This window comes from Cytobacillus oceanisediminis, assembly GCF_003182355.1.
Classification (GTDB): domain Bacteria; phylum Bacillota; class Bacilli; order Bacillales; family Cytobacillaceae; genus Cytobacillus; species Cytobacillus oceanisediminis_A.
This window is the reverse complement of the sequence record NZ_QGTW01000014.1, coordinates 50,555-76,307: the sequence shown is the minus strand read 5'-3', so window position 1 is coordinate 76,307 and position 25,753 is coordinate 50,555. Positions and strand designations below refer to the sequence as shown.

Annotated in this window: 23 protein-coding genes; 18 read left to right on the top strand and 5 right to left on the bottom strand. The window is 39.9% G+C overall.

Annotated features, from left to right (window positions below; all coding sequences use genetic code 11):
* The first annotated feature begins 90 nt into the window (after window positions 1-90).
* The 4 genes from DFO73_RS22010 to DFO73_RS21995 are packed head-to-tail and all read left to right on the top strand — an operon-like array spanning window position 91 to window position 4,340.
* Window positions 91-1,014 (top strand): hydroxymethylglutaryl-CoA lyase, encoded by a 924-nt coding sequence (locus tag DFO73_RS22010; protein ID WP_110066841.1) that lies wholly within the window; start codon window positions 91-93, stop codon window positions 1,012-1,014.
* 33 nt (window positions 1,015-1,047) lie between these two features.
* A complete protein-coding gene (locus DFO73_RS22005; RefSeq protein ID WP_110066840.1) occupies window positions 1,048-1,848 on the top strand; it encodes an enoyl-CoA hydratase/isomerase family protein in 801 nt (266 codons plus the stop codon).
* A 48-nt stretch (window positions 1,849-1,896) separates the two neighbouring features.
* Window positions 1,897-3,066: an acyl-CoA dehydrogenase family protein gene (locus DFO73_RS22000; protein ID WP_110066839.1), complete on the top strand. Its 1,170-nt coding sequence runs from the start codon at window positions 1,897-1,899 to the stop codon at window positions 3,064-3,066.
* A 59-nt stretch (window positions 3,067-3,125) separates the two neighbouring features.
* Window positions 3,126-4,340 (top strand): CaiB/BaiF CoA transferase family protein, encoded by a 1,215-nt coding sequence (locus DFO73_RS21995; protein ID WP_110066838.1) that lies wholly within the window; start codon window positions 3,126-3,128, stop codon window positions 4,338-4,340.
* Window positions 4,341-4,424: 84 nt separating this feature from the next.
* Here the strand turns inward: DFO73_RS21995 and DFO73_RS21990 are convergent, their stop codons facing one another.
* Window positions 4,425-5,831: a sigma-54 interaction domain-containing protein gene (locus tag DFO73_RS21990; protein ID WP_110066837.1), complete on the bottom strand. Its 1,407-nt coding sequence runs from the start codon at window positions 5,829-5,831 to the stop codon at window positions 4,425-4,427.
* A 257-nt stretch (window positions 5,832-6,088) separates the two neighbouring features.
* On the opposite strand from DFO73_RS21990, the gene DFO73_RS21985 reads away from it, so the two are divergent.
* The 9 genes from DFO73_RS21985 to DFO73_RS21950 all read left to right on the top strand — a co-directional run bounded on the left by DFO73_RS21985 (window position 6,089) and on the right by DFO73_RS21950 (window position 14,702).
* The gene (locus DFO73_RS21985) at window positions 6,089-7,477 is read left to right on the top strand and encodes an aminotransferase family protein (RefSeq protein WP_110066836.1); all 1,389 of its coding nucleotides are present in this window, start codon (window positions 6,089-6,091) and stop codon (window positions 7,475-7,477) included.
* A gap of 386 nt (window positions 7,478-7,863) precedes the next feature.
* Entirely contained in the window at window positions 7,864-9,306 is a 1,443-nt protein-coding gene (locus tag DFO73_RS21980) for an APC family permease (RefSeq protein ID WP_110066835.1), read from the top strand.
* A 130-nt stretch (window positions 9,307-9,436) separates the two neighbouring features.
* On the top strand, window positions 9,437-9,580 hold the full coding sequence (locus DFO73_RS28860) for a hypothetical protein (protein WP_181396092.1): 144 nt from the start codon (window positions 9,437-9,439) through the stop codon (window positions 9,578-9,580).
* 21 nt (window positions 9,581-9,601) lie between these two features.
* Complete coding sequence (locus tag DFO73_RS21975; RefSeq protein ID WP_110066834.1) at window positions 9,602-9,781, top strand: hypothetical protein; 180 nt, start codon at window positions 9,602-9,604, stop codon at window positions 9,779-9,781.
* 167 nt (window positions 9,782-9,948) lie between these two features.
* Window positions 9,949-10,974, top strand: coding sequence for a VanW family protein (locus DFO73_RS21970; RefSeq protein ID WP_110066833.1), 1,026 nt, complete (start codon window positions 9,949-9,951; stop codon window positions 10,972-10,974).
* 131 nt (window positions 10,975-11,105) lie between these two features.
* On the top strand, window positions 11,106-11,588 hold the full coding sequence (locus DFO73_RS21965; protein ID WP_110066832.1) for a spore coat protein: 483 nt from the start codon (window positions 11,106-11,108) through the stop codon (window positions 11,586-11,588).
* A 296-nt stretch (window positions 11,589-11,884) separates the two neighbouring features.
* Window positions 11,885-13,072, top strand: coding sequence for a CaiB/BaiF CoA transferase family protein (locus DFO73_RS21960; RefSeq protein ID WP_110066831.1), 1,188 nt, complete (start codon window positions 11,885-11,887; stop codon window positions 13,070-13,072).
* A gap of 14 nt (window positions 13,073-13,086) precedes the next feature.
* Complete coding sequence (locus DFO73_RS21955) at window positions 13,087-14,292, top strand: acyl-CoA dehydrogenase family protein (protein WP_110066938.1); 1,206 nt, start codon at window positions 13,087-13,089, stop codon at window positions 14,290-14,292.
* A gap of 98 nt (window positions 14,293-14,390) precedes the next feature.
* The gene (locus tag DFO73_RS21950; RefSeq protein WP_110066830.1) at window positions 14,391-14,702 is read left to right on the top strand and encodes a DUF3870 domain-containing protein; all 312 of its coding nucleotides are present in this window, start codon (window positions 14,391-14,393) and stop codon (window positions 14,700-14,702) included.
* A gap of 180 nt (window positions 14,703-14,882) precedes the next feature.
* Here the strand turns inward: DFO73_RS21950 and DFO73_RS21945 are convergent, their stop codons facing one another.
* Complete coding sequence (locus tag DFO73_RS21945) at window positions 14,883-15,263, bottom strand: hypothetical protein (RefSeq protein ID WP_258309691.1); 381 nt, start codon at window positions 15,261-15,263, stop codon at window positions 14,883-14,885.
* 155 nt (window positions 15,264-15,418) lie between these two features.
* On the opposite strand from DFO73_RS21945, the gene DFO73_RS21940 reads away from it, so the two are divergent.
* The 4 genes from DFO73_RS21940 to DFO73_RS21925 all read left to right on the top strand — a co-directional run bounded on the left by DFO73_RS21940 (window position 15,419) and on the right by DFO73_RS21925 (window position 20,618).
* Window positions 15,419-17,161, top strand: coding sequence for a carbon starvation CstA family protein (locus DFO73_RS21940; RefSeq protein ID WP_110066829.1), 1,743 nt, complete (start codon window positions 15,419-15,421; stop codon window positions 17,159-17,161).
* A gap of 55 nt (window positions 17,162-17,216) precedes the next feature.
* Window positions 17,217-17,480, top strand: a complete 264-nt coding sequence (locus DFO73_RS21935) for a cory-CC-star protein (RefSeq protein WP_110066828.1) — start codon at window positions 17,217-17,219, stop codon at window positions 17,478-17,480.
* A gap of 12 nt (window positions 17,481-17,492) precedes the next feature.
* The gene (locus tag DFO73_RS21930; protein WP_110066827.1) at window positions 17,493-18,455 is read left to right on the top strand and encodes an ArsA family ATPase; all 963 of its coding nucleotides are present in this window, start codon (window positions 17,493-17,495) and stop codon (window positions 18,453-18,455) included.
* Between the two features lie 474 nt (window positions 18,456-18,929).
* Window positions 18,930-20,618: a HAMP domain-containing methyl-accepting chemotaxis protein gene (locus DFO73_RS21925; protein WP_110066826.1), complete on the top strand. Its 1,689-nt coding sequence runs from the start codon at window positions 18,930-18,932 to the stop codon at window positions 20,616-20,618.
* 449 nt (window positions 20,619-21,067) lie between these two features.
* On the opposite strand, the gene asnA is transcribed toward DFO73_RS21925, so the two are convergent.
* From asnA to DFO73_RS21910, 3 genes are all read right to left on the bottom strand, one after another.
* Complete coding sequence (gene asnA / locus DFO73_RS21920; protein WP_110066825.1) at window positions 21,068-22,081, bottom strand: aspartate--ammonia ligase; 1,014 nt, start codon at window positions 22,079-22,081, stop codon at window positions 21,068-21,070.
* A gap of 199 nt (window positions 22,082-22,280) precedes the next feature.
* Window positions 22,281-23,273: a TIGR03943 family putative permease subunit gene (locus tag DFO73_RS21915; RefSeq protein ID WP_110066824.1), complete on the bottom strand. Its 993-nt coding sequence runs from the start codon at window positions 23,271-23,273 to the stop codon at window positions 22,281-22,283.
* 11 nt (window positions 23,274-23,284) lie between these two features.
* Window positions 23,285-24,280: a permease gene (locus tag DFO73_RS21910; RefSeq protein WP_110066823.1), complete on the bottom strand. Its 996-nt coding sequence runs from the start codon at window positions 24,278-24,280 to the stop codon at window positions 23,285-23,287.
* Between the two features lie 287 nt (window positions 24,281-24,567).
* On the opposite strand from DFO73_RS21910, the gene DFO73_RS21905 reads away from it, so the two are divergent.
* A complete protein-coding gene (locus tag DFO73_RS21905; protein WP_110066822.1) occupies window positions 24,568-25,749 on the top strand; it encodes a GTP-binding protein in 1,182 nt (393 codons plus the stop codon).
* The last annotated feature ends 4 nt before the right edge of the window (window positions 25,750-25,753 follow it).

Here is a 25,753-nt window from a genome sequence, read left to right as displayed (position 1 = left end):
CTTAATAATCATTGAAATTGTAGATTGGATACAGTATCCTATTTATAAAGCTAATGTTACTTCATCAAAATAACGGGGGAATAGAATGCTATGAAGCTAGTTAATGATGTAACGATTTACGAAGTGGGTTTAAGAGATGGGCTTCAGTTAGAGTCAAAAGTTTTAACTGTTGAAGAGAAACTGGAAGTTTTTACTTTTTTCCGGGATGCCAATGTGTCCGAAGTTGAATTTGGTTCTTTTGTTCATCAAAAGTTAGTGCCCCAAATGGCGAATACTTTGGATTTTTATTCCCATATCCAACAATTTGAAGAAGAGATGGAGATTGTTGCGCTTGTCCCAAATTTAAAGGGACTCGAAATTGCAAAAGCAAATGGTGTTAGGTCTGTTAATTATGTCTTATCGGCAAGTAATACGCATAATCAGCAGAATGTACGCCAAACAACAGAAGAATCACTGAATAGCTTTAAGGTTTTATCCCAATTTGCATCTGAGAATGGTATCGCATTAAACGTTACAGTTGCAACTTCATTTTGCTGCCCATTTGAAGGAACAGTCCCCCAGAAACGCATCATGAAAATACTAGACACCCTCCTTTTACATAACATCAAAAGAATTACACTTGCAGATACAACTGGTATGGCTAATCCCAAGCAGGTTTATGAATTAACAAAAGAAGCTGTAAATGAATGGAGAAACTTTGAATTTGGCTGCCATTTTCATAATACAAGGGGCATGGGGCTTGCTAATATTCTTGCCGGCATGGAAGCGGGAATTACGATTTATGATGCATCCATAGGCGGAATTGGCGGCTGCCCTTTTGCTCCTGGTGCAACAGGAAATGTTTGTACAGAGGATGTTGTACACATGCTTGAGGAAATGGGTGTTAAAACGTCGATTGACCTGGATAAATTAATTCAAGCTTCTCATAAATTGAAAGAAATACTTGGGCATGATTTGCCTGGGCAAGTAGCGAAGGCAGGAAAGAGCTCACGAAAATATCCGGTGCCAAGCTAAATTTCATATTAACTTTTTGAAGGGATGAGTTGGATGTTAGTGCAAACCTATGAAACGATAAAAATTGAAAACCCAGATCAGCAAAAAGGCATTGTTTTATTGACGTTAAATCGCCCTGATTCCATGAATGCCTTGAACACAAAAATGGCATTGGAGTTAATCCAAGCGCTGGATGACTTAAAATATGACGAAAATGTAAGGGTTCTCATTATAACAGGATCTGGCACTAAGAGTTTTTGTGTTGGAGCAGATCTAAAAGAGCGGAATGGAATGACACAAAAGGATTGGAAAAAACAGCATGATTATTTTGAACAAGTGACTGAAAAAATCCGTGAATTCCCTTACCCGGTAATAGGCGCTGTAAATGGCTATGCATTAGGAGGAGGAATGGAAATTGCTCTTAGCTGTGATTTTAGAACAGCTGCTCCACAGGCGGGTATGGGTCTTCCGGAAGTAAAATTAGGCCTTATTCCTGGTATCGGCGGTACCCAGCTGCTTGCCCGTATCCTGCCAATAGGATTGGCAAAGGAAATGCTATTTACAGGAAAACGAATTACTGCTGAAGAAGGAAAGCAATTGGCGCTTATAAATCATGTTTTTCCAGATGAAACGCTGATAGAGGAAACGATTGAACTTGCAGAAAGCATCGCAGCAAATGCCCCACTTTCCCTTAAAGCTTTAAAGAAAGCCGTAAATAAAGGAACGGAAACAGATTTAGCAACAGGGCTTGTACTCGAGCTTGAGGCTTATTACAAATGTGCGAATTCAGAAGATCGTTTGGAAGGCATCTATGCATTTAATGAAAAACGCCCACCGGAATGGAAAGGAAAGTAAAAAAATCATTAACCATTAAATAAATGAAAAAATTTGGAGGTAATTGAAATGGCAAATACAAAAACAAAGGAAAATACTGAGCACGAAATGATCCGGAAAAGTGTTCGCACTTTATGTGAGCGCTTTCCTGAAGAGTATTGGAGAGATACAGATGAGAGAGATGCCTATCCGACAGCATTTGTAAAGGCTCTCACGGAAGAGGGCTGGCTGTCAGTTCTCATTCCTGAAGAATATGGGGGAGCAGGCCTGGGAATGAAAGAAGCAGGAATCATTTTAGAGGAGATCAATCGTTCTGGCGGAAATGCAGGAGCCTGCCATGCACAAATGTATACAATGGGAGCATTGCTCCGTCACGGCAATGAGGAACAGAAGAAAAGGTTTCTTCCCAAAATCGCAAGCGGTGAATTGAGGCTGCAAGCCTTTGGCATTACTGAACCAACAGCAGGCAGTGATACTACAAGTATTCAAACATTTGCAGAGAGAAAGGGAGACAAGTATATCGTACATGGCCAAAAGATTTGGACCTCCCGTGCGGAGCATTCAGATTTAATGATGCTCCTGGCAAGAACAACACCGAAAGACCAGGTGCAAAAGAAAACGGACGGTCTGAGCCTCTTTATCCTTGATATGAAGGAGCAGGCAGATAAGATAGATATCCGCCCAATTGATACCATGATCAATCATGCGACCACTGAAGTCTTTTTTGAAGGAGCCGAAATTCCAGTCGAGAACTTGATTGGCGAGGAAGGCAAGGGATTCCGTTATGTATTGGGAGGCATGAATGCAGAACGTATTTTAATAGCCTCTGAATCAATTGGGGATGGCATGTATTTCGTTGATAAATCCGTTCAATATGCCAATGAGCGTGTTGTTTTTAACAGGCCAATCGGGCAGAACCAAGGTGTTCAATTTCCAATTTCAAGAGGTTACATGGATATCCAGGCTGCAAAATTAATGAGGGATAAAGCAGCAGAAATGTTTGATGCAGGAGATGATTGCGGTGCAGAAGCGAATATGGCAAAATACCTTGCTTCTGAGGCTACTTGGCGTGCCGCAAATGCAGCCATGGACACTTATGGCGGTTATGGTTTTGCTAAAGAATACAATATAGAAAGAAAGTTTAGGGAAGCAAGATTGTTTATCGTAGCACCTATATCAAATAATTTGGTTGTGAGCTTTGTAGGACAGCATGTTCTTGGTTTGCCGCGTTCTTATTAATCATTTCAGACCAGAGGGCCCCATCAGAAGGGCCTTCTCTTTAAAAAGGGGGAGACAGGATGGCAGGACCGTTAAAAGGTGTAACAGTAGTGGATGTAACTACAAACATTTCCGGCCCTAGTTTAACAATGATTCTCGCTGATTTAGGTGCTGAAATCATAAAAATTGAGAGGCCGGTTACTGGAGATGACTCAAGGGGGATGGGGCCCTTTTGGGAAGGGGAAGGCGTATATTTTCTCCATATTAATCGAAATAAAAATTCTATTGTTATAGACCTGAAACAGGAAAATGGCAGAAGAATTGTATATGATCTTGTTGAAAAAGCAGATGTGTTTGTAGAGAATTTCCGTTATAAAAAAGCGGAAAAAATGGGACTGGGATATGAAAAATTAAAAGAAGTTAATCCTTCACTTGTTTATTGCTCCTTGTCTGCCTATGGACAGGATGGACCTTTGCGTGAAAGATCCGGGTATGATGCAATTGTCCAAGCGGATTCAGGCATTATCGGAATTAATGGAGCAGAAGGGTCAGAGATTGCGAGGGTGCCCGTTTCGGTTCTTGACCAGGGAAGTGCTATGTGGGGAGCAATTGGTATTATCTCTGCACTCCTTCATAAAGAAAAAACAGGTGAGGGGCAATTGGTCACAACTTCACTTTACGAAACAGGCGTCTTTTGGGTGGGCTATCATATGCTATCCTGGCTTGCAACCGGACAGGAACCTAAGAAAAATGGTGCCGGCCATACTGCTTTTGCACCATACGGAGCTTTTTATGCCAGCGATGCACCTGTTATGATTGGAATATCGAATAATTCCTTATTTAGGCGCTTATGCAATGTGCTTGGGAAAGATGAATGGGTTACAGATCCGCGATATGAGACTAACCCCAAACGAGTTGAAAACAGTGAGAATTTAAGAGTGGCTATTGAAAATATTCTTCAATCCAAGCCTGCTGATGAATGGGTTCGGCTTTTGGCAGCGGCTGGAGTACCAAGTTCAAAGGTGAAAAAGATTTCAGAAGTTGTAAAGGATGAGCAAGCAGAAGCCATTAATATGTGGAAGAATGTCCCGCATTCAAGTATCAAAGGCTTCAAGCTTCCGCGGCTGCCTTTCGAGTTAAGCAATTCCTCTGCTGAGGTTAAACAAGCACCTCCTAAGCTTGGAGAGAATACGAAAGACATCTTAGAGAAGCTTGGATATGATGAGCCGAAGATTGAGGAACTGCTTAAAGATAAAACGATCCAAACTACAGAAGAAAAAGCAGAATCTCGCTGACTTAATAGACGACTTAATATGTTACTTAAAAAATCTCCTGCCTATAAAGCCAGGAGATTTTAATATATCTTACACTGTACCTCATTAATCCTTAATATACTTTTGAATCTTTCTGAAAGCAGTAGATTGATTTATTCCCAGTGCCTCACCAACTTTATAGGAGCTTTTATATTTCTTATAAGCCTTAATGATTAATTGTTCTTCCAATTCTTCTTGTGCTTGTTTTAATGGGCAAATGTCATTGATCTGGACAAGATATTGTGAGCAGTCATTTCTGGAGTTTATGATTTTTTGTGGCAGGTCTATCATTTGGATTTCATTCTTATCAGCTGTAACTACCAGGCGTTCCATCAAGTTTTCCAATTCTCTAACATTTCCTGGCCAACTGTAGTTAATTAATTGATTCTCTGCTTCAAAAGATAGATAGGTAGAAGAGCCGTATTTTTTATTGAATTTGTCTAAAAAATAATCCATTAAATAGGAAATATCCTCTTGCCTCGTTCTTAATGGGGGAATGTAAATGGGTATGACATTCAATCTGTAGTATAAATCTTCTCTAAATGCACCCTCCTCCACCATTGATTCTAAGTTCTTATTAGTTGCAGCTATAATTCTTGTATCGATATGTATTGGTTTGGAACCTCCGAGCCGCTGAATTACATTTTCTTGCAGAGCTTTCAAAAGTTTAACTTGAAGGTTAAGCGGCATTTCGCCAATCTCGTCCAAAAATAAAGTACCTCCATCAGCCTCTTCAAATAATCCCTTTTTCCCATCTTTATTTGCACCTGTAAAAGTGCCGGGCTCGTATCCAAAAAGTTCGGATTCAATGAGAGGTTCGGGAATTGCTCCACAATTAACTTGAATAAAGGGCTGTTTGCTTCTATTGCTTTTTTTATGTATTAAAGATACGATGACACCTTTTCCAACACCAGATTTTCCTGTTACAAGAACAGTGGAATCTACCTTTGCAATTTTTTCTACCATTTTCACTATTTTACGCATATTGGGTGAAAAAGAGATAAATTCCTCCTGGTCTTTATTTTGAAATCTCCGCAGTTCTTCAAGTTCTTCTTGGAAACTTTCTAATAAATGTTCGGTCCGCTCAATCTTATCACGAAGCTGTCTGATCTCTGTGAGGTCTCTGGAAGTAAAGATAATAAATTCAATATTTCCTTCAGAATCAAGGGATGGGTTGCCAATACAGTGGATGGTATGGCCAGTTCTTGTTCTTTGAATCATTGATACCCGTTCTTTCCGTTCTTTTACGATAGGAAATAGCGAAGGGGAAAACAGTCCCTTTCTGGCTAGGTCTTCAGTGTTTTTTCCTACTATTTCATTTGCTTTCATGCCATAAAAAACCTCACCTGCCGGATTGACCCGCAGTACTTTTCCATTGCCGTCAGTCACGAAAATTTCGTCAAAACAGGTATTAATAATCGTTTCTAATTCATGATTTAAAGCCTTGTAAAGTGTAAGCTCGCTTGCTTCCATATCTTCACTTCCATTTTTAAATTGAAGTTCTAATAATTGATAATGAAATAATAGCATAATAAGTAGGTGGCAACAATTCGTAATATTCTAAACAAAATAATGCGGGGGAGCATGATCAATAATGCTTTAAATCATTATTACCCATTATCCTGGGAGACATAAATCCTTAACTAATAGATACAAACCATTGGCATAAGACTTGCATCTTACTTTTTAGAACTTTTATATGAATTTACCATTATAAGGAGGTAAAAGGAATGGTCACGTATAATAAAGAACAAATAAAGAATCTGCAGGAGTTGGATAAAAAACATTATTTGCACCCAACATCTTCTTTGAAACAGCATCAGGAAAATGGCCCGAAACGAATTTTTACAGAGAGTAAGGGGATTTATTTAACGGATGTAAATGGTGATCAATATATCGATGCGCTCGCATCGTTATGGAATGTAAATATAGGACATGGCAGGAAAGAGCTTGGGGAGGCAGCGAGCCAGCAAATGGGCAAGCTTGCTTATAGTTCATCTTTTAATAATCTTTCCCACGAAACGGTTATTCAGCTGTCAGAAAAGCTTGCAAGTTTAACTCCAGGTGACTTGAACGTATTTTTCTATACTTCCGGAGGATCCGAATCAAATGATACGGCATTTAAGCTTGTACGGCATTATTGGAAAATGAAGGGACAGCCTGAGAAGAAGAAAATTATTGGATTAGAGCGAGCTTACCACGGAATTACAATGGGAGCGACAAGCGCAACCGGCATTCAGCAATTTCAAAATATGACCACATCTTTGGCACCTGATTTTCTTCATGCAGCAGCGCACAAAACGAATTGCGAATGGGGAGATAAGAATGATGCTGACTTTTCAAGAAGTATCAGAGGGATTATTGAAAACGAAGGTCCAGAAACCATTGCGGCTGTCATAGTTGAACCGATACAAGGAGCAGGCGGGGTCATTATTCCGCCAGATGGTTATCTTGAAGCTGTACGGAATCTCTGTAATCAATATGGAATTTTAATGATAGCTGATGAAGTGATCTGCGGTTTTGGCCGGACAGGGAGAATGTTCGGTGTAGATAATTGGAATGTGGTGCCTGATATCATGTGTATGGCGAAGGGGATTACGAGTGGTTATATTCCACTGGGAGCGGTAGCGATAACTGAACGATTAAGGGACAATCTTGCAGAAGTTTCGGACGATGTTTTATTCCATGGATTTACCTATAGCGGTCACCCAACCTCCTGTGCGGTAGCTTTGAAAAACATTGAAATTATTGAAAAAGAAAATCTGGCGGCCCACGCAAGTAAAATGGAAATGGAACTTATAAAAGGATTTAAGTATTTAACGGAGAAGCATTCATCCGTGACAAAATCCCGTGCAAAAGGCTTGCTGGGTGCCTTTGAATTATTCGAGGACAGGGAGCAGGGGATCCCTTTTGGACCGGAGAAAATGGCTGCACAAAAGCTGGTTGAAGAATGTCTTTCCCGAAAATTGATTGTTCGCTCAGTTACTTTTGGGGGTACAAATATTATTGCGCTGTCACCGCCATTAATTATTACAAAAGAAGAAATTGAAAAAATGATCATGATTTTTTCCGATGCTATTCAGACTGTTGAAAAAAGTTTAAGATTACAAAGTGTTTAATTTGTATTACCAATTAGTTATTGAAGGCCCAGTGTATTTTTTAATTCCGTTTACAGGTTAGGTTGTTCTCGAAAGGTTTTTGCACCCTGTTGATTGGAGCGGAAGGGGCGAGACTCCTGCGGGAGTAGCGAGTTAGCGGGAGACCCCGCAGGTGCGAATGCACCGGGGAGGCTCCTGGACCGCCCGCGGAAAGCGAGTCCCTGGAGCGGAAATCAACAGGCCAAATTTTAAAGAGCTATCGCCTTACCAAAAGAGGGTGTCCAAAAGCTATACTCTAGGGACACCCTCCCTTGAGCCAATAAAATTATCAGAATATTGTTTATATTTGGTTAGGCATTCTTGCTTGTTCAATCTTTATACATAAAAAAATGAGTGGAGGAAAGTGAATGAGTGAAAAGAGATTCATAAAAACACTTGGAAATCGTGACGTACTTGCTCTGGCTTTTGGTGCAATGATTGGCTGGGGATGGGTTGTTACTACTGGACTTTGGATCACTGAAGCGGGTTCACTCGGTGCAATTCTTGCCTTTGTTATTGGAGGATTGCTTGTTACTTTCGTTGGTTTAACTTACGCAGAGCTGGCATCTGCGCTTCCTTTGGCCGGAGGGGAACACGTTTATAGTTTTAAGGCAATGGGGAGGGTTGCAAGTTTTGTTACTACATGGGCCATTATTTTGGGATATGTTTCTGTAGTGGCATTCGAAGCTGTGGCTCTGCCAACTGTATTTGAGTTTTTGATCCCTAATTATAGTAAAGGATATTTGTACACCATAGCTGATTGGGATGTAACGGTCACATGGGCAGGTGTAGGTATTATAGGTTCTATTTTTATCGCGTGGATTAATTATCGGGGGATTAAGTTTTCAACTGCAGCTATGTTTATTTTGACATTATTAATTCTTATAGCTGGTGTTTTATTAATAACTGGCAGCTCGTTCTCAGGAAACGGGCAAAATATGCAGCCGTTGTTTGAAAAAGGCATGGCTGGAATGTTAACGGTTGTCATTATGACTCCTTTTATGTTTGTTGGATTTGACGTTATCCCACAGGCAGCAGAAGAGATAAAGCTTCCTCAAAAACAAATTGGGAAATTATTAATCGTGTCCGTCATTTTTGCAATAGTATGGTACATTGCAGTAATTTTCGGCGTTTCCCGTGTGTTAAGCCCTTCTGAAATCGCTGAATCCAATCTTGTTACAGCAGACGCAATGGCAAAAGCTTTCAATAGTAAAATGATGGGCAATCTTCTTGTCATCGGGGGTATTGGCGGCATATTAACAAGCTGGATTGGATTTTATGTTGGCGGCAGCCGGGCAATATATGCACTTGCAAGGGCAGGCATGCTGCCGAAATCTTTAGGTGAACTCCATCCTAAATATAATACCCCTCATAAAGCAATCTTATTAATTGCAGTTTTATCAACAGCAGCACCATTGTTAGGCAGACCTGCACTAGTTTGGCTGGTGGATGCAGGCGGACTAGGGTTAGTTATAGCATGGTTTATGGTGGCGTTATCATTCGTGATTTTGCGAAAAAAATCTCCAGATATGCAGAGGCCGTTTCGTCTTCAAGGCGGTACATCAATCGGATGGATAGCGGTTATTATGTCTTTGGGCGTAAGTATTCTTTATATGCCAGGAATGCCTTCAGCACTTATTTGGCCATACGAATGGGTTATCGTATTTGCCTGGATTATCCTGGGATTTGTCTTTTACAAAATATCCATGTCGAAATACGGAACGGAATACTCGAATAAACATATGAATGATGAAATCGCCAGAGTAATAAAATATGAAGGGGAAACTGATATAGAAGAAAAAAGCAGTTAATTCTTAATTATAGCGGTACCAGGCACCTATACGACCTTAGCAAACTATATAGGTACCTGGTACTTTTTTGTGTATAAATATGATGTTCCTGTTTCAAAATAAAAACACTTTCAACAATGGAGGGTACATCATGGGTGAAAAGTGTTTTTATTGTACAGATGATATCGAGGGTAATCATATGCACAGGATTACATTTGATGTAGCGGATAGTGAAAGGGAAGAAATACTATGCAGGGATTGTTATCAGGAGTGGCTGCAGGGTATAAAGGGTTAAAAAAGTGTTGGAGGTTTTGAGATGAATAAAGACAATGTTGAATTTGGCCAGACTGAAGCGGAGAAGGACCTTAAAAATAGGCAAGCCGAGGGAGTGTTGGAAATTAGTTCTACAGGGTATGGATTGGAGTCTGTTTCAAAAGAAGAAAACAGAACCTCGGAAAACGATCAGGATAATCATTCGGGGTGTGGAGGATTATAAATTAAAAACGTCTGCTTAATTGCAGGCGTTTTTAAATGTAAAAAAAGGTACAACTCAAGCTGCGGTTGCGCAGGAATACCTTTACTCAACGCTGAATACAATAAGAAAATGGAAACGACTTCCTAAAAAGAGATACAGGAAGAATATTAGGAAAAGCTGGGGGAAATATGAGCAAGAGAAATTGGGGAATTTCACTATTGTTGATTGGTAGCTTATTAGGATTAGCTGGGTGTGCGGAAGAAAGTATGAAGGAAGAAGAATTAGAGAAGAAAGCTGCTGAGGAGCAAGCAAAGGAAGAAGAAGCCCGGGAAAAAGCCAAGTTAGAGGAGCGAGCTAAAGAAAAGAAAGAAAAAGAAGAAGTAAAGCCAGTTGTTGTCAATGTTATCGATCCAAAAACAAAAGCCTTACTAAAATCGTTTAAACCGGCGGAAATGGGCTTTGGATCCGAGGATGAGAAATACAAAGCAGAACTGGAAAAATGGGCCAGAGAAATAGCAAGGGGAACAGATACAAAGCAAGGCTACGATCAAAGGATGATTCTCGATAAAATAGGACCTGACGGAAAGGTAATAAAGGGTCAGCCTGAGATTATACTGGAAGAAAGTGAGTTAGTTGAGAATATTCTTGAATCTTCGGTTAGCGGAGGAGATGTTGAACTTCCGCTTTATGTAACAGAAAGCGGGTATAATCCCGAGGATGTTCCTGGCTTGGATGAAGTTGTAGTTGCTTCTTATACGACCTATTTCAATAGTGGTGTTGCAGGTCGAACGAAAAACATAGAGCTTTCCGCAGAGGCAATCAATAATGTCATTCTTGGTGTTGGGGATCATTTTTCATTTAATTCAACAGTTGGGCCAAGTGACGAGGCCCATGGGTATCAGCCAGCAGAGGAAGCCATTAATGGGAAGCTTGTTATGGGTATTGGCGGCGGCATTTGCCAGACATCATCGACTTTATTCAATGCTGTTGATAAAGTCGGAGTCAGTTATGTGGAAAAGCACCATCATTCTGTAACGGTAGGCTACGTTCCTAAAGGCCGGGATGCAACGGTCTCCTACGGAGGGAAAGACTTCAGATTCGAAAACACGACTGGTGTACCGCTCCTGGTAAAAGCCCATTTTGGTAAAGGGGTATTAACCATTGAACTTAGAACCTCCAAACAGTATGAGGGAATGTTTAAGAAAGCAATTTAATCGGTACCAGGCCACCTATGGGAAGTTAACCTAACTGCCATAGGGGCTTGGTGCTTTTTTATGTAGTCATGCACAGATTGGTTCTTGTTACATAATTTAAGGGTGACAAAACGGGTAGGAGAAATTATATAATGCCAAATTATCAACAGGCTCTTGCATGGCATGAGACTTTGGAAATTCATGAGCTGGTAGCATTTCAAGCAATCGGTTTAATGAAGCTTAAAAAGGGGTTAAAAGAAATTCAAGATCAGGAACTTAGACAGATTTATCTGAAAACCATTCAAGGTTTGGATATGAACCTGAGGGAATTGCTGCAATTTTATCCATATGCCCCCCATCCGCAGCAATCTGCTGACTATCGTTCATCAGACAGCTTTCTGGCAGGGGATTTATTGGCATTTGCAAAAACTGCTGTAAGAAATTATGGGGTTGCAATTACAGAAACAGCAACCCCAGCGGTAAGAAAGGTATTAAAAAAACAGCTTAATCAGGCAATTGATATCCATGAACAGATATATTCCTATATGTACAGAAAAGGATTATATCCTTCTTACAATTTAAATAAATTGCTTCAAAATGATATGATGCTCGCTAAACAAGCCATGTCTATGTAAATAGCTGATAATTAAGCTTCTTACTTTATAGAAAAATATCTTCTCTAATTATTGCAAAATTCTATCAAATTATTATATAATAAGACTAACAAACCGATGACAGCAATTCTCTTGCTGCATGTACGGCTTGAATTTTAGTTAAAAAGGTTATTTTAAAAAATTGGCTTTGTTCACTTGATCTTCCTTGCCGGAAGACGAGCCTTGGATAAGAGTCAGTAAAGCGTTCAGTGTCCTTAAGACATTGTCTGTTTTGCTGGCTCTTTTTTGTTTATTAAATGGACGAAAGAGGTGAGAGTATGAGCGGTGCACTAGAGGGAATTCGGATTATTGATGTCTCCCGTGTATTGGCGGGCCCTTTTTGCTCAATGATTCTTGGCGACCTGGGGGCAGAAGTTATCAAAATAGAACATTACAAAACAGGCGATGAGACACGCGGTTGGGGTCCACCCTTTGTAAATGGTGAAAGTGCTTATTACTTATGTGCCAATCGCAATAAGCAAAGCATCACATTGAATCTAAAATCAGAAGAGGGAAAAGAAATTTTTCGGAGGCTTGTCACATCAAGCGATATTGTAGTTCAAAACTTTAAAGCAGGAACTATGGAAAAAATGGGCCTGGGATATGAAAGTTTAAAAGAGTTGAATCCAACTCTGATTATGGCATCCATTACCGGATTTGGTTCAACTGGGCCATATAAGGACCTGCCAGGCTATGACTATATTATTCAGGCGATGAGCGGTCTTATGAGCATTACAGGAGAACCAGATGGAAGTCCTATGAAGGTAGGTGTAGCCATAGCTGATGTACTTACTGGGCTCTATACATGTATAGGAATCCTGTCAGCGTTACACCATCACACTCAAACAGGAGAAGGGCAAGAAATTGATATCTCGTTACTGGATTGCCAGGTTTCTTCATTAATAAATGTCGCAAGCAATTATTTATGCAGTGGAGTAATACCTGGCCGGTTAGGAAACCAGCACCCAAATATTGTTCCTTACCAGGTGTTTTCTGCAATGGATGGAGAACTGGTTGTAGCAGTTGGGAATGATGAACAGTTTAAACGATTTGCGGCTGCTCTTGGCAGACCAGTCTTAGCTGAGATGGATGAGTTTATTCACAATGAGAACAGAATAGAGAATAAGACAAAGCTCATCCCGATTTGTGAAGAGCTTCTCTCTAAAAAAACAAAACAAGAATGGAAAGAGATTTTGGATGCAGCGGGGATTCCTAATGGTCCAATAAATACGGTTAGAGAAATGTTTGATGATCCACAAATAAAAGCAAGAGAAATGGTAGTGGAAATGGATCATCCATTAATAAAAGATCTGAAACTGACAGGATCTCCGATAAAACTATCCAAATCACCAGTGAAGATGAGGCATCACCCTCCTCTCTATGGCGAGCACACGGAAGCAGTATTAGAACAAATTGGGTACCAGCCGGACGAAATAAAAAAATTTAAACAAAATAAAATTATTTAGGAGGAATTAATATGATGAATTTCGAATTAACTGAAGAACAGCAGAGTGTAAAGAAATTAGTAAGAAAGTTTGTAGATAAGGAAATTATCCCTAATATTCAGGAGTGGGACCGCCAAGGCCATTTTGAACCTTCTATTTTAAAAAAATTAGCCGAGCTTCAATTGATGGGGGTGTGCATTCCTGAGGAATACGGCGGTGTAGGGATGGACTATAATACACTGGCTATTGTTTGTGAAGAATTAGAGCGGGGAGATACTGCTTACCGTACAGCAGTTTCAGTCCATACCGGATTAAATAGTATGACTTTGCTGCAGTGGGGATCCGAGGAACAAAAACAAAAATATTTAGTGCCTCAAGCACAGGGCAAACAGGTTGGGGCATTTGGATTAACTGAACCTAATGCCGGGTCAGATGTTGCTGCTATGAATAGTACAGCTATCCGTGATGGAGACTCCTATATTTTAAATGGATCAAAAACCTGGATTTCACTTTGTGATGCAGCAGATAACTTTCTTATTTTTGCTAAAACTGAACATGATATAGGCCACAAGGGTATTACAGCTTTTATTGTTGAACGCAGCTTTCCTGGTGTTGAATCAAAGGCAATTAAAGGCAAGCTGGGAATTCGTGCGGGAAACACTGGCGAGGTATTTTTGTCAGATGTCAGAGTGCCGGTATCAAATAGGCTTGGTGAAGAAGGGGAAGGCTTTAAAATTGCCATGTCTGCGCTGGATAACGGAAGATTTACAGTTGCAGCTGGTGCTGTAGGATTAATCCAGGCAAGTCTGGAAGCAAGCTTAAAATACTGCCACGAACGCAAAACTTTTGGCAAGGAGATTGGGAAACATCAATTGGTACAGCAGATGATTGCTAATATGAGTGCAAATTTAGAGATATCCAGATTGCTTGTTTTCAAGGCAGGGTGGCTAAAGAACCAGGGTAAAAGGAATACAAAGGAAACTTCCCTTGCTAAGTGGATTTCATGCAATGCCGCTTTTGAAGCTGCCAATGATGCTGTACAAATTCACGGTGCATATGGATATTCAGATGAATACCCAGTCGAGCGTTTCCTAAGAAACTCAAAAGCTCCTGTCATTTATGAAGGCACCAGGGAAATCCATACTATCATGCAAGGAGAATACGCTCTGGGCTACAGGGAGGATAAGCCGCTTCGAAAGCAGCTGCCGGCATGGCCTTTTGAAGAAGTCTCAGTTCATTAATTATTAAGAACTGGGTTCGTTTATTCCCTTTAAGGTAACCTTCTGGAATAGCCGGCTATTCATCCCTTCTTTATTAGAGAAAAAAGGAGATTCAAATAATGAACACTTATTTCATCGCAGGGCATGCCAAACTTCCACAAGGAATGGCGGCCAGGAATTTATATGATTCCATTACCATTACGTTGGAATTGGACTTTAAATACGGGGTGATCGTCGATTCATCCTGTACGCTTGCAACCGAGCATGGAAGGGAGTATATCCGGCAGCTCTTGAGAGGTTATTGTCTAGGTGATGGAGTTGAAGAACTTATTGAAAAGGTTCAACTCCATTACCGGGGGAAAGCAGGCCAGGCCATTCAGGCGGCATTAAGGGATGTTTATCTTCAGTTTGAATTGGTTTCATGTAAATAATAAGTATAGATCTAACCTTTTCAATCCAGGTTAGGTCTTTTTTTAATCCTATATTTAAAGACATTGGATAGAGCCCATAGCTATGTGGAAGGTATCTCACATTTTTTATAGCTGGTTATTTTATCATAATTTTATTATGTAAACCAATCCCTGTTTACCTTCGAACATCAATTAGTAATCCTAGCCATCCAAATACTCAGTATCATATGAATTTTCTCCGGCATGGACGGATAGGAGGGTATCGGCGTATCCGACGAGCCTATTGATGACTTCTTCCGAAATGGCCTGGACGACATACTTCATTTCAGGCTGATGGAGGGATGGGTCATCATAAATGATGGTTGTATTAATAAGTATTTCTTTTGTGCCATAAAGATTATAGTGAATGATAGCTTTGCCAGCAGCGCCTTTTGTACGCGGGTCCTGGAAGCCGGGAAGGAACAAATACCATTCTTCTGCAGAAGCTGATCGAAAGTTTTTAGTGAATGTAAGGCTATCGACAAGTTCTTTCATTTTTTCATGTGTTTTCGATGTTTGTAAATTTACTATTTTTTTATCCATGATATAACCGTCCCATCTTTTTACTTTAGGTTTGCCCTTTCGGAAGGTTTTTATAGACAAAAATTACATTTAAAATTCTGAATTTATTGACTAATAGGAATCCTTTTTTTATCATAAGATTGTAGTATCAGGTCTTAAAAAGGAGGGATTTAACTATGAATTCAATTTGGCTGGCTGTCATTGGAATGACTGTTTTTGCCATAGGCTACCGTTTTTATTCAAAATGGGTGGCTGAAAAGATTTACAGGCTTGATCCGAACTATGTAACACCCGCTCATAAGTTTAAGGATGGAGTCGATTTTGTTCCGACCAATAAAAAGGTTCTTTGGGGGCATCATTTTACCTCAGTAGCAGGAGCTGCACCGATTGTCGGCCCGGCAATTGCGGTTTATTGGGGATGGCTGCCTGCGTTCCTTTGGGTTATTTTAGGAACAGTGTTTGCTGCCGGTGTCCATGATTTTGGCACCTTGGTATTATCGGTTCGCAATAAAGGCCAATCGGTTGGTACTATTACTAATAGGCTTATTGGCAAGCGCGCCAAGATGTTGTTCTTATTCATTATTTTAGTCCTTGTACTTATGGTAAACGCTGTTTTTGCCTGGGTTATTTCCAATTTGTTTGTCAAGTTTCCCGCAAGCGTGCTGCCTGTCTTCATCCAAATTCCGCTGGCCATCTGGATTGGATATGCCGTTTATAAGCGAAAGGCAAGCATGCTGGTTCCATCTCTGATTGCGCTGGCAGTCATGTATGGTACAGCTGTTTTGGCTAGCCGTGTTCCTGCCTTGCAAATTGACTTGGTCAGTTATTTTGGCGGTGCCGAAAACAATGTTTTGTTTGGATTGAATGGTGTGGCGATGGCTTTCTTCATCTGGATCATTGTTTTAATGGTGTATTGTTATATTGCATCGACACTTCCGGTATGGAAGCTTTTGCAGCCTCGTGATTATATTAATTCCCATCAGCTTGTTGTAGGTTTGCTAATTCTTTACCTAGGATTGGTGTTCCTGCAGCCGAAGGTAACAGCACCGGCCACAAATGCTGCTGCATCAGATGTTTCATGGTTTCCGTTATTATTTATAACAATTGCTTGCGGTGCGATTTCCGGTTTCCATGGACTCGTTTCTTCTGGAACATCCTCCAAGCAGCTTGATAAAGAGACTGATGCCAGATTTGTCGGATATCTTGGCGCAGTAGGAGAAGGTGTTCTTGCTTTAATCGCAATTATTGCGGTTGTTACATTCTTCTCTACTCAGGGTGAATTTTTATCCACATACTCGAGCTTTGCTGCAGCAAGTTCCGGCGGTTTAGGAGTCTTCATTCAAGGGGCTGCCCAATTAGCAACCGGGGTCTGGATACCTGCTGATATTGCCAGCACCATTGTATCGGTTATCGTTGTATCGTTCGCAGCTACAACACTTGATACATCTGTTCGTTTGATGCGTTATATAATTGCTGAAATTGGAAGCGAATACAATTTAAAGCCATTAACAAAAACCCATGTGGCAACAACTATTGCCGTGGCTTCCAGTGCCGCGCTGGTTCTGTTGCCAAAAGGTCCAAATGGTTTCGGCTCCGGCGGATATTTGTTATGGCCGCTGTTTGGCACAAGCAACCAGCTTCTTGCCGGCATAAGCTTATTGCTGATTTCCATCTGGCTGAAGCGCCAGGGACGAAACTACCTAGTCACTTTTATTCCGATGGTATTCGTATTCTTCATGACCGTCTGGGCTATGATTCAGCAAGTCGTATTCCAGTGGTCTGGTTACGGTTCATCAGATGCTAACATGCTGCTTTTCATTCTTGGCGGCATGATTCTAATCTTTGTATTTTGGATCATTGTCGAAGCCTTCAGCGCATTCAATAAAGATCATACACCAACTTTGACACAGGACATGTAAAGTTATGGAGGCCGGGGTGACCCGGTCTCTATTGTCATTTTGAAAGGAGCACAGCATGAGCCTAATGGAAAAGATGAAAAGAGCGATTGCCCTTTATGATGAAATCCTCAAACAGCCGCACAGGACTGAACTGGCCAGAGAATTAAGAGATGAAGAGGATCTTTTCATGCTTCTTTGTTTTTCTGAAATGCTCGGGCTTCCAAACCCGGCGTTTTATTACACACTGGAGCTGTACCCAATGATTATCGAGAGATTCCACGACTGGCATTTGCGGATGGGCATAGAAAAGTCGCCGCTTGATGGAATCCGCTGCTGTTAGAAAGGGGAATAAATGTTGGATTTTTTAAATAAGAAGATATATTTTGTCGGCGGCAAAGGAGGAGTCGGAAAAAGTACAACCTCTGCAGCACTTGCACTGCTGCTATCCAAGCAAGGAAAAAAGGTCCTCCTTGTTTCAACTGATCCTGCACATAATATGGGAGATTTATTTCATATCAATATGTATGGAGAAATTACATCTGTCCGGACCGGTCTGGATGTTCTTGAAATTAACTCAGAGAAGGAGACATTCCGATATATCAATGGAGTAAAAGATAATATCAAAGGGCTTGTCAAATCCACAATGCTGGATGAAGTCCATAGACAAATAGACCTTGCTGCTGCGTCGCCAGGGGCGGAAGAAGCTGCTTTGTTTGACCGCATTACATCACTTATTCTGGAAACGATTCATCAATATGACAGTATTGTGTTTGATACGGCACCAACCGGCCATACAATTCGCTTGCTAACTCTTCCTGAGCTAATGGGAGTCTGGATGGATGGTCTTTTGGATCGGCGTAAAAAAATAAACAAGAATTACGCAGAATGGATGAATGATGGCGAACCAGTTGAAGATCCAATCTATGAAAAGTTGATAGAACGGAAAGATAGATTTATGAAGGTACGAGATTACCTGCTTAATTACGATCAAACAGAATATCTATTTGTATTGAATGCTGAAAGGCTCCCTATTCTAGAGACGATAAAGGCGATTGAAACACTTTATAAGCATAAAATACATGTACATACTCTGGTCGTGAATAAAGTAATTCCAGAAAAGGCAGACGGGCAATTTATGGAGAAGCGCCGAGAAAACGAAAAAGGATATCTAAATGAGATTCAAGATGTTTTTGCGAATAAAAGAGTGCTAATGTTGCCATTGTTGGACAGAGATATTTCAAGTTTTGAAGATTTGGAAACATTCACGATCAATTTAGAGTCTTGCCTGTTAGCAGGAAGGGAACAGGACCGTTAAATAAAAGAGTGCTGTTTTTTCCTGTGGTGTACTTTTCAGTATTTCCTGTTATACTACTACACACTGAAGTAAGGAACACTTGAAATAATACGTAATTCTTCAAGGAGTTCCTAAAATTTATAATTTGATGAGTACCCATCAAAAAAGCCCGGTACCGGTAAAAATAAATGAATTATATAGAGAATGCATCAAAAATAAGAAAATAGCGGAGGGGTTTGTCCACACCATTCCAGTAATAATTAATACATTAATATAGAAGATCTCCTCCCTAAAGATCTTTGGTCTGCATAGTTGCCGTTAATTCGTAAGCAGGATTAACGGCTTTTTTATGTTCTAAAATGAGAAAATTAGCGAAAGGGGAAGAATTTTCTGTAAATAAATGATTTAATAGGAAAAAAGTACCTGACTCGCCGCGAGTGTTCGTGTTAAATTATAAGTATAAACTCCTATCACTGAAGGAAATGAGGACGAATAATGAAATATAGTGTGGCAAAGAAGCTGTTCCTAGGGTTTTTATCAGTCCTTTGCTTGTTTGGATTGGTGGCCGGTCTTTCTAACTATGAACTTGGAAACGTTAATCGAAATTATAATAAATTAATAGATGAGAATGTCTCTGAAGTTATTCTCGTTAAAACTTTAAAGGCTGAGCTGATGAATGAAGCTGGAGGAATTCGCGGTTATTTATTAACAGGGGATTCTACTTATCTTAGTGAATATGAAAGTGCCCGAAAAAGAATGGAACATCATATTGAACAATTACATAAAGTAACGGATCAAAATGAGGAGATGGAGCTGGTTAAAGAGCTTGAAGTTCTCCATAACCGTTACCAAAGCATTATTGATAAAGAAATTAAATTTAAGCTCGAAGATAATATTGCCTATATGTCATTAGTTGAAACTTCTGACAAGCAGGTAAGCAAGGAGTTTAATCAAAAAGCGGATGAACTTGTAAAATTTTATGAATCACAGTTAAATGAAGGGATTGAAGAGACAACAGACTATGTTAAATTTATTCAGGTTTTCGTAATGGCCATTACGCTTGCAGCAATTGTAGCTGCAATGTTTATCGCTTATTATATCAGCAGGATGATATCCCGTCCGATTAACTTGGCCGCTAAAACCATTGATAAGGTTGCAAGCGGTGATTTAAGCCAGGAAGAAATAAAAGTAAAAAATCGCGATGAGATTGGTGCTTTTATTTTATCCTTAAATAAGATGGTAAAGGATTTGCGGACTGTGGTCAGCCATGTTAGAGATACCTCTGCACAAGTGGCTGCCAGCAGTGAAGAACTGGCTGCCAGCGCTGAACAAAGTTCACTTGCATCAGAACAGGTAGCCCAAATTTCGCAAAATAATGCCCTGGGTACTGAACAGCAGCTTCACCGTTTCCGCGAGGTCTCTGCCACTGTGGAGGAAATAGCATCAGGTATCCATCACATATCCTCCAGCAGTGAGCTGATGCTTGAAGCAGCAGAAAAAGCAGAGATACTTACGAAAAAAGGGACAAAGTCAGTTGATAATGTGGTAAGGCAGATGAATGAAATAAATACCTCTGTAGGAAATGCCACTCAGTATATTCATACGCTTGAATCCCGCTCCAAAGAAATTAGCAATATTGTGGAGCTCATTACTAATATTGCAGAGCAGACAAATCTGCTTGCTCTTAATGCTGCTATTGAAGCAGCAAGAGCAGGAGAGCATGGAAGAGGATTTTCTGTCGTGGCTGATGAAGTTCGGAAATTAGCTGAAGGTTCCAAACAATCCGCTGATCAAATACAGGAAATGATTGGTTTGATTCAGGAGGAAACCAGGCAGGCAGTCCGGGCAATGGAAACAGGGAATGAGCAGGTAAAAGATGGGCTGGAAGATACAAGTGAAGCCAGTGTCGCCTTTGCAGAAATTGCCCATTCAATGGGTGAGGTTTCTGGCAAGGTAGAGGAAGTTTCATCCTCAGTTGAAGAGCTTTCCGCACTGAGCAGTCAAATTTTTGAAGTGATTACAAATGTGCAAGTGATTTCCGAAAAAAATGCAGCTGCCTCACAGGAGACTTCGGCTGCGACAGAAGAGCAGCTTGCCACAATGGAAGAAGTCTCGTCATCTGCTGGTTCGCTTTCGAGGCTTGCCGAAGAACTTCAAGTGGTTGTTTCTCGATTCAAATTGTAATTCTAAATATGAAAGTATGAAAAGGGCATTCCTATAAAAGGAATGCCCCATCTTGCGGACTAAGTGATCTTGTGGACCAGCTGGGATAAAGCAACTATCTCCAGTTGGTCTCGTTGAATCGGATTATTTTTCGAAAGAATGTTCATCACCAAGCGTTATATAGATCTATTTTAAAATAGGCATGATTCTACTGCCACATTCAATTTTAAAATCCTGTTGATTGGAGTGGAAGGTGCGAAGACTCCTGCGGGAGCAAGGGTCAGGGGAGACCCCGCAGGAGCGAAGCGACGAGGAGGCTCCCCGGGCCGCCCGCGTTCGCTGAGCACCTGGAAAGGAAATCAACAGACCCATTTCACAGACGGACTAAAAAAGACTGTAGGCAAACCCGATTTTCATCGAGTTTGTCTACAGTATGGGGCATTCCTATAAAAGGAATGCCCTTTTTCTTTTTATAAAAGTGGTATATTTCTTTTCTTGCATTCTTTAATGATGGTCTCGTTCCATACGGAAGCCTGGACCTCCCCAATATGGGCTTTTTTCAGCAGGAACATACATAGGCGGGATTGGCCAATTCCGCCGCCAATTGTATGAGGCAAATTTCCATTAAGAATAGCCTGGTGGTAGTCAAGGGTTTTTCGGTGCTCATCTTTAGATATTCTCAGCTGTTTTAAAAGGGCTTTTCTATCTACCCTAATTCCCATTGAAGACAACTCTAATGCTCTATTTAATAAGGGGTACCATAGGATGATATCTCCATTTAATGTCCAGTCATCATAATCGGGAGAGCGTCTGTCATGGCTTTTTCCCGAAGGCATCGGGCCTCCAATTTGCATAATGAAGACAGCGCCATATTTTTTTGCAATGATATTCTCTCTTTCTTTTGGATCCTTATCTGGATACAAGTATTCGAGCTCATCTGACCTAATGAAAAAAATCTTTTCCGGAAGCATTGGTTTTAGTGCAGGGTATAGCTGGTGGACATGTTTTTCAGTTTTTCTTAAGACATTATATATCTTTTGAACCTCTTCTTTTAATGTGCTTATGTTTCGCTTCTCCAACGAAATGACCTTTTCCCAATCCCATTGGTCCACATAAATGGAGTGAAGGCAATCTAATGATTCATCCCGCCTGATTGCATGCATATCTGTATAAAGTCCTTCTCCATTCTTAAATCCATATTCGCTTAGTGCCACTCTTTTCCATTTAGCAAGCGATTGAACGATTTCAATTTTTTCTTTATTGAGATCTATAGCATCAAATGAAACAGTCCGTTCCACACCATTTAAATTATCATTTAATCCCTTTCCTCCTTTAAGGATTATGGGGGCTGATACCTTTAATAAATTAAGGCTTTCTGACAGGCTGCTTTCAAAATAATCTTTACAGCTTTTAATTGCAATATGGGTCTCTTTAAAATTTAATTTAGATTGATACTCATGTTGTCTGGAAATTGAATTTGCCATTATTACCTCCATATAAAAAGGTTTTCCGCAGAATTGGCCAACTGTCCAAGGAACTGGTTAATCAAAGTGCAGTGAAGAAAACCTATTCATTAACTAAAAATAATGTATGTATATTTTTACAGATAGTTGACTAATTATAAATTTTTTTGTTAGAAGGAAAAAAGGGACTCTAGCCAGAGTCCCTTTTAGTAGTTGTTTTTTATAGTATCTTGATATTAATAGGGTAGAGGTACGGTATAAATGGCTCCTCAATTTCTTCCCATTTTTTTATTTTAATAAGTGGAAGTTCTGCTCCATTATAGGCTGCTGCATCAATGACCCCAGTTACTTTAATCCACATATTATCATAAAGTTTCGGTGCATCCTCCAATTCTGAAAGAAAACCAATCATACTCGCATCCGCCACGCAATGAGTGATCAAAAACCTTGAAACGACCAGCTGATTGGAATCTAACCCCTCTTCTTTATATACAAATCCCTGGAATTCAATTTCTCTGCCTTTAAACTTTTTGATATCTTTACTGATTTCCTCGTAGTACAAACTAAAAACGAAATCATCCATTTTTATAACAGAGCTTGAATTTAGCTCCTTTTTTAATTGCTCAAATTCGTCCTTTGAAATCTCCTGTTCACCTTCATAAACAGAAGGGTCTTGTTCAATTTGTTCCTCGAAATCTTCTAAATTATCCTCAAGGGAGTATTCTTCAAAATCATCTGCTGAATTTTCGTCTATATTTTCAAAATTTTCCTGTCCGGCATCCTCTTTATTTTGATTCCCAAGTATCGCTAGTCCGCCTTTTTTATCAGCAATGGATGCATCGAGCGTTTTAGCCGGCAAGAAAAAACCTGTCATTAACGGAAAAACAATTATTGAGTATGATAACAGTTTTTTTACTGTAAACGGAGAATCTCCATGATCATGGCCATGGGAACATTCATGATCATTTTGGTTGTGACAGCATGAATGGCTATGATGATGATCATGAATCTCGGTTTCTTTTTTTGAAGTCCAAATTCTTGTAATCTGAATAAAAAACAAGATTAAAAAGAGAATGGATGCTGATTGGCTTAATCCAGAGTATTTGGGATTAATGTATTTAGTTATATCACCCGTATGGTGTAGCTGAAAAATCAGTCCACAAAAAGCCAATAGGATTAATGCCCTTAATGCCTGCTGAAAATGAAATTTCATAGTAATCCCCCTTAAATAACGTTCTGAAAAATAAGCAATGTGATAAATACAACCGAAGCAGTGAGTGTTAATACTCCAAGGACGAACTTTAGTCGAAATACACTAAGCATCATGATTGTATTCTTAAAATCAATCATTGGTCCAAAAATAAGAAAGCCTAATATCGAGGACCTTGGAAAAATACTGCTGAAGGATGCTCCAATAAAAGCATCTGCTTCAGAACAGAGAGATAAGACATAGGCAAACCCCATCATAATGATCAAGGAAGCAACAGGGTCATTGGCACTTTGCAGAAAAGCTTTCGCGGGCATATAGACTTGTACAATTGAAGCTAAAAAAGCTCCCATTATCAAATATTTTGCCATATCAAAAAATTCATCAATGGAATGAGTCAGCATAGACCATACCTGGTCTATAAAAGAACGCTGTTTTGTGTTGTGCTTATGGGTTAGGTGAATCTGACCCTTCAATTGATTGGACTTAAATTTAAAGCTCACTGCAAAAGCAACAATAATGGCAACCAGGAACCCGAGTCCCATTCTTAGCCCAGCCATTTTAAGATCATTTCCAAAAGCCATGTATGTAGAGGCAATAACAATAGGATTAATAAGAGGCCCTGTCAGCATGAAGCCAATTGCCGCGTATACAGGTACGCCTTTAGAAATGAGCCGGCGAATAATAGGGACAATACCGCATTCGCAGGCAGGAAAGAGAGCCCCGACTACGCAGCTCATGACTACAGCTGCGGCTCTATTTTTCGGAATCCATCTCTGTATATGTTCTTCTGTAATAAAAATTTGGATAAACCCTGCAATTAAAACACCAATCAATACAAAAGGCAGGGCTTCTATTAGAATACTTATAAAAATAACGTTAAGGTTTAGCAAAGAGGGGGGGATCTTAAAAGAAAAATCAAGGCCCGAACTGAAAGAGATTAGATAAACTAGAATGGCCAATAAACTAATGCCTGTAATATCGATAATATGGCTGCGAAATATTCGAATCATGACTTCCTCCTAAATACAAAATCGTAATGATTTCGTTTTAAACTTTATATTAATTCTATGAATTTGTAAATGGGAATATGAACACTTTGAGAGGATAGGAGAAATGTCGGGGAAATTATTTTTAAAATTACGGCTTGCAATCAGCTTAAATATCTATTAAGATTTAAATCGTAACAATTACGATTTGCAAAGGGGTGAATGTAAAAGACCCCTATAACATCATTTAGCGATAGTGATATAGTTTAAATCGTAATGAATACTATTTGTGGGATGAGGAGAGTAAATTTATGATAAAAAAAATTCCAGTTACAGTACTAAGCGGCTACTTGGGCTCAGGAAAAACAACATTGCTTAACCACATTTTACATAATCGCAGCAATAGAAAGATTGCTGTTATCGTAAACGATATGAGTGAAGTAAACGTTGACGCTTCCATGGTAAAAAAGGGCGGTTTTACAAGAACAGATGAAAAGCTGGTCGAGCTTCAGAACGGCTGTATCTGCTGTACCCTGAGAGAAGACTTAATGATTGAAGTTGAAAGATTGGTAAAGGACGGGGAAATTGATTATATCTTAATTGAATCATCAGGCATTTCAGAACCTATTCCGGTTGCCCAAACTTTCACTTATATTGATGAAGAACATGGAATTAACCTCTCCGACAAATGCAGACTGGACACAATGGTCACAGTAGTTGATGCAAATCGATTTTGGCATGACTTTGCTTCAGGTGAAAGCCTCCTAGACCGTAAACAGGGAACGGATGAAAGTGATGCCCGAGAAATAGTTGATCTATTAATCGACCAAATAGAATTTGCTAACGTATTGGTTTTAAACAAAATAGATTTAGTAGATGAAGAAAGTGTGGATGAACTTAAAGGAGTTTTACTGAAGCTGAATCCCGATGCAAGAATTATCGAAACCGTGCATTCAGAAGTAGATTTGAAAGAAATCCTTGATACTGGCTGCTTCGATTTTGAGAAAGCGAGCCAGGGAGCAGGTTGGATCAAGGAATTGAATGAAGAACATATTCCTGAGACTGAGGAATTCGGCATCTCCTCTTTTGTTTATAAAAGAAAGAGACCGTTTCATCCAGAAAGATTTATGCATTGGCTGGAGGATTGGCCTGTAGATATTGTGAGGGCAAAAGGTTTCATATGGCTGGCATCCCGGAATAATATAGCAGGATTGCTATCTCAAGCTGGCCCATCTATAACATTGCAGGGAGCGGGTGAGTGGATTGCAGTCTATCCGGAAGAAGAAAGACTTGAAGTTCTTGAAGAGGAACCGGAATTGCTTGAAAAATGGGATGAGGATTTTGGAGACCGAATGATAGAACTGGTTCTAATTGGAATAGACATGGATAAAGAAGAAATTGAATCAAGCCTTGACAAATGCTTGTTAACAGACCCAGAGATGAGGACAGACTGGAGTGCACTGGCTGACCCGCTTCCAGCTTTCCATTTATAAAAAA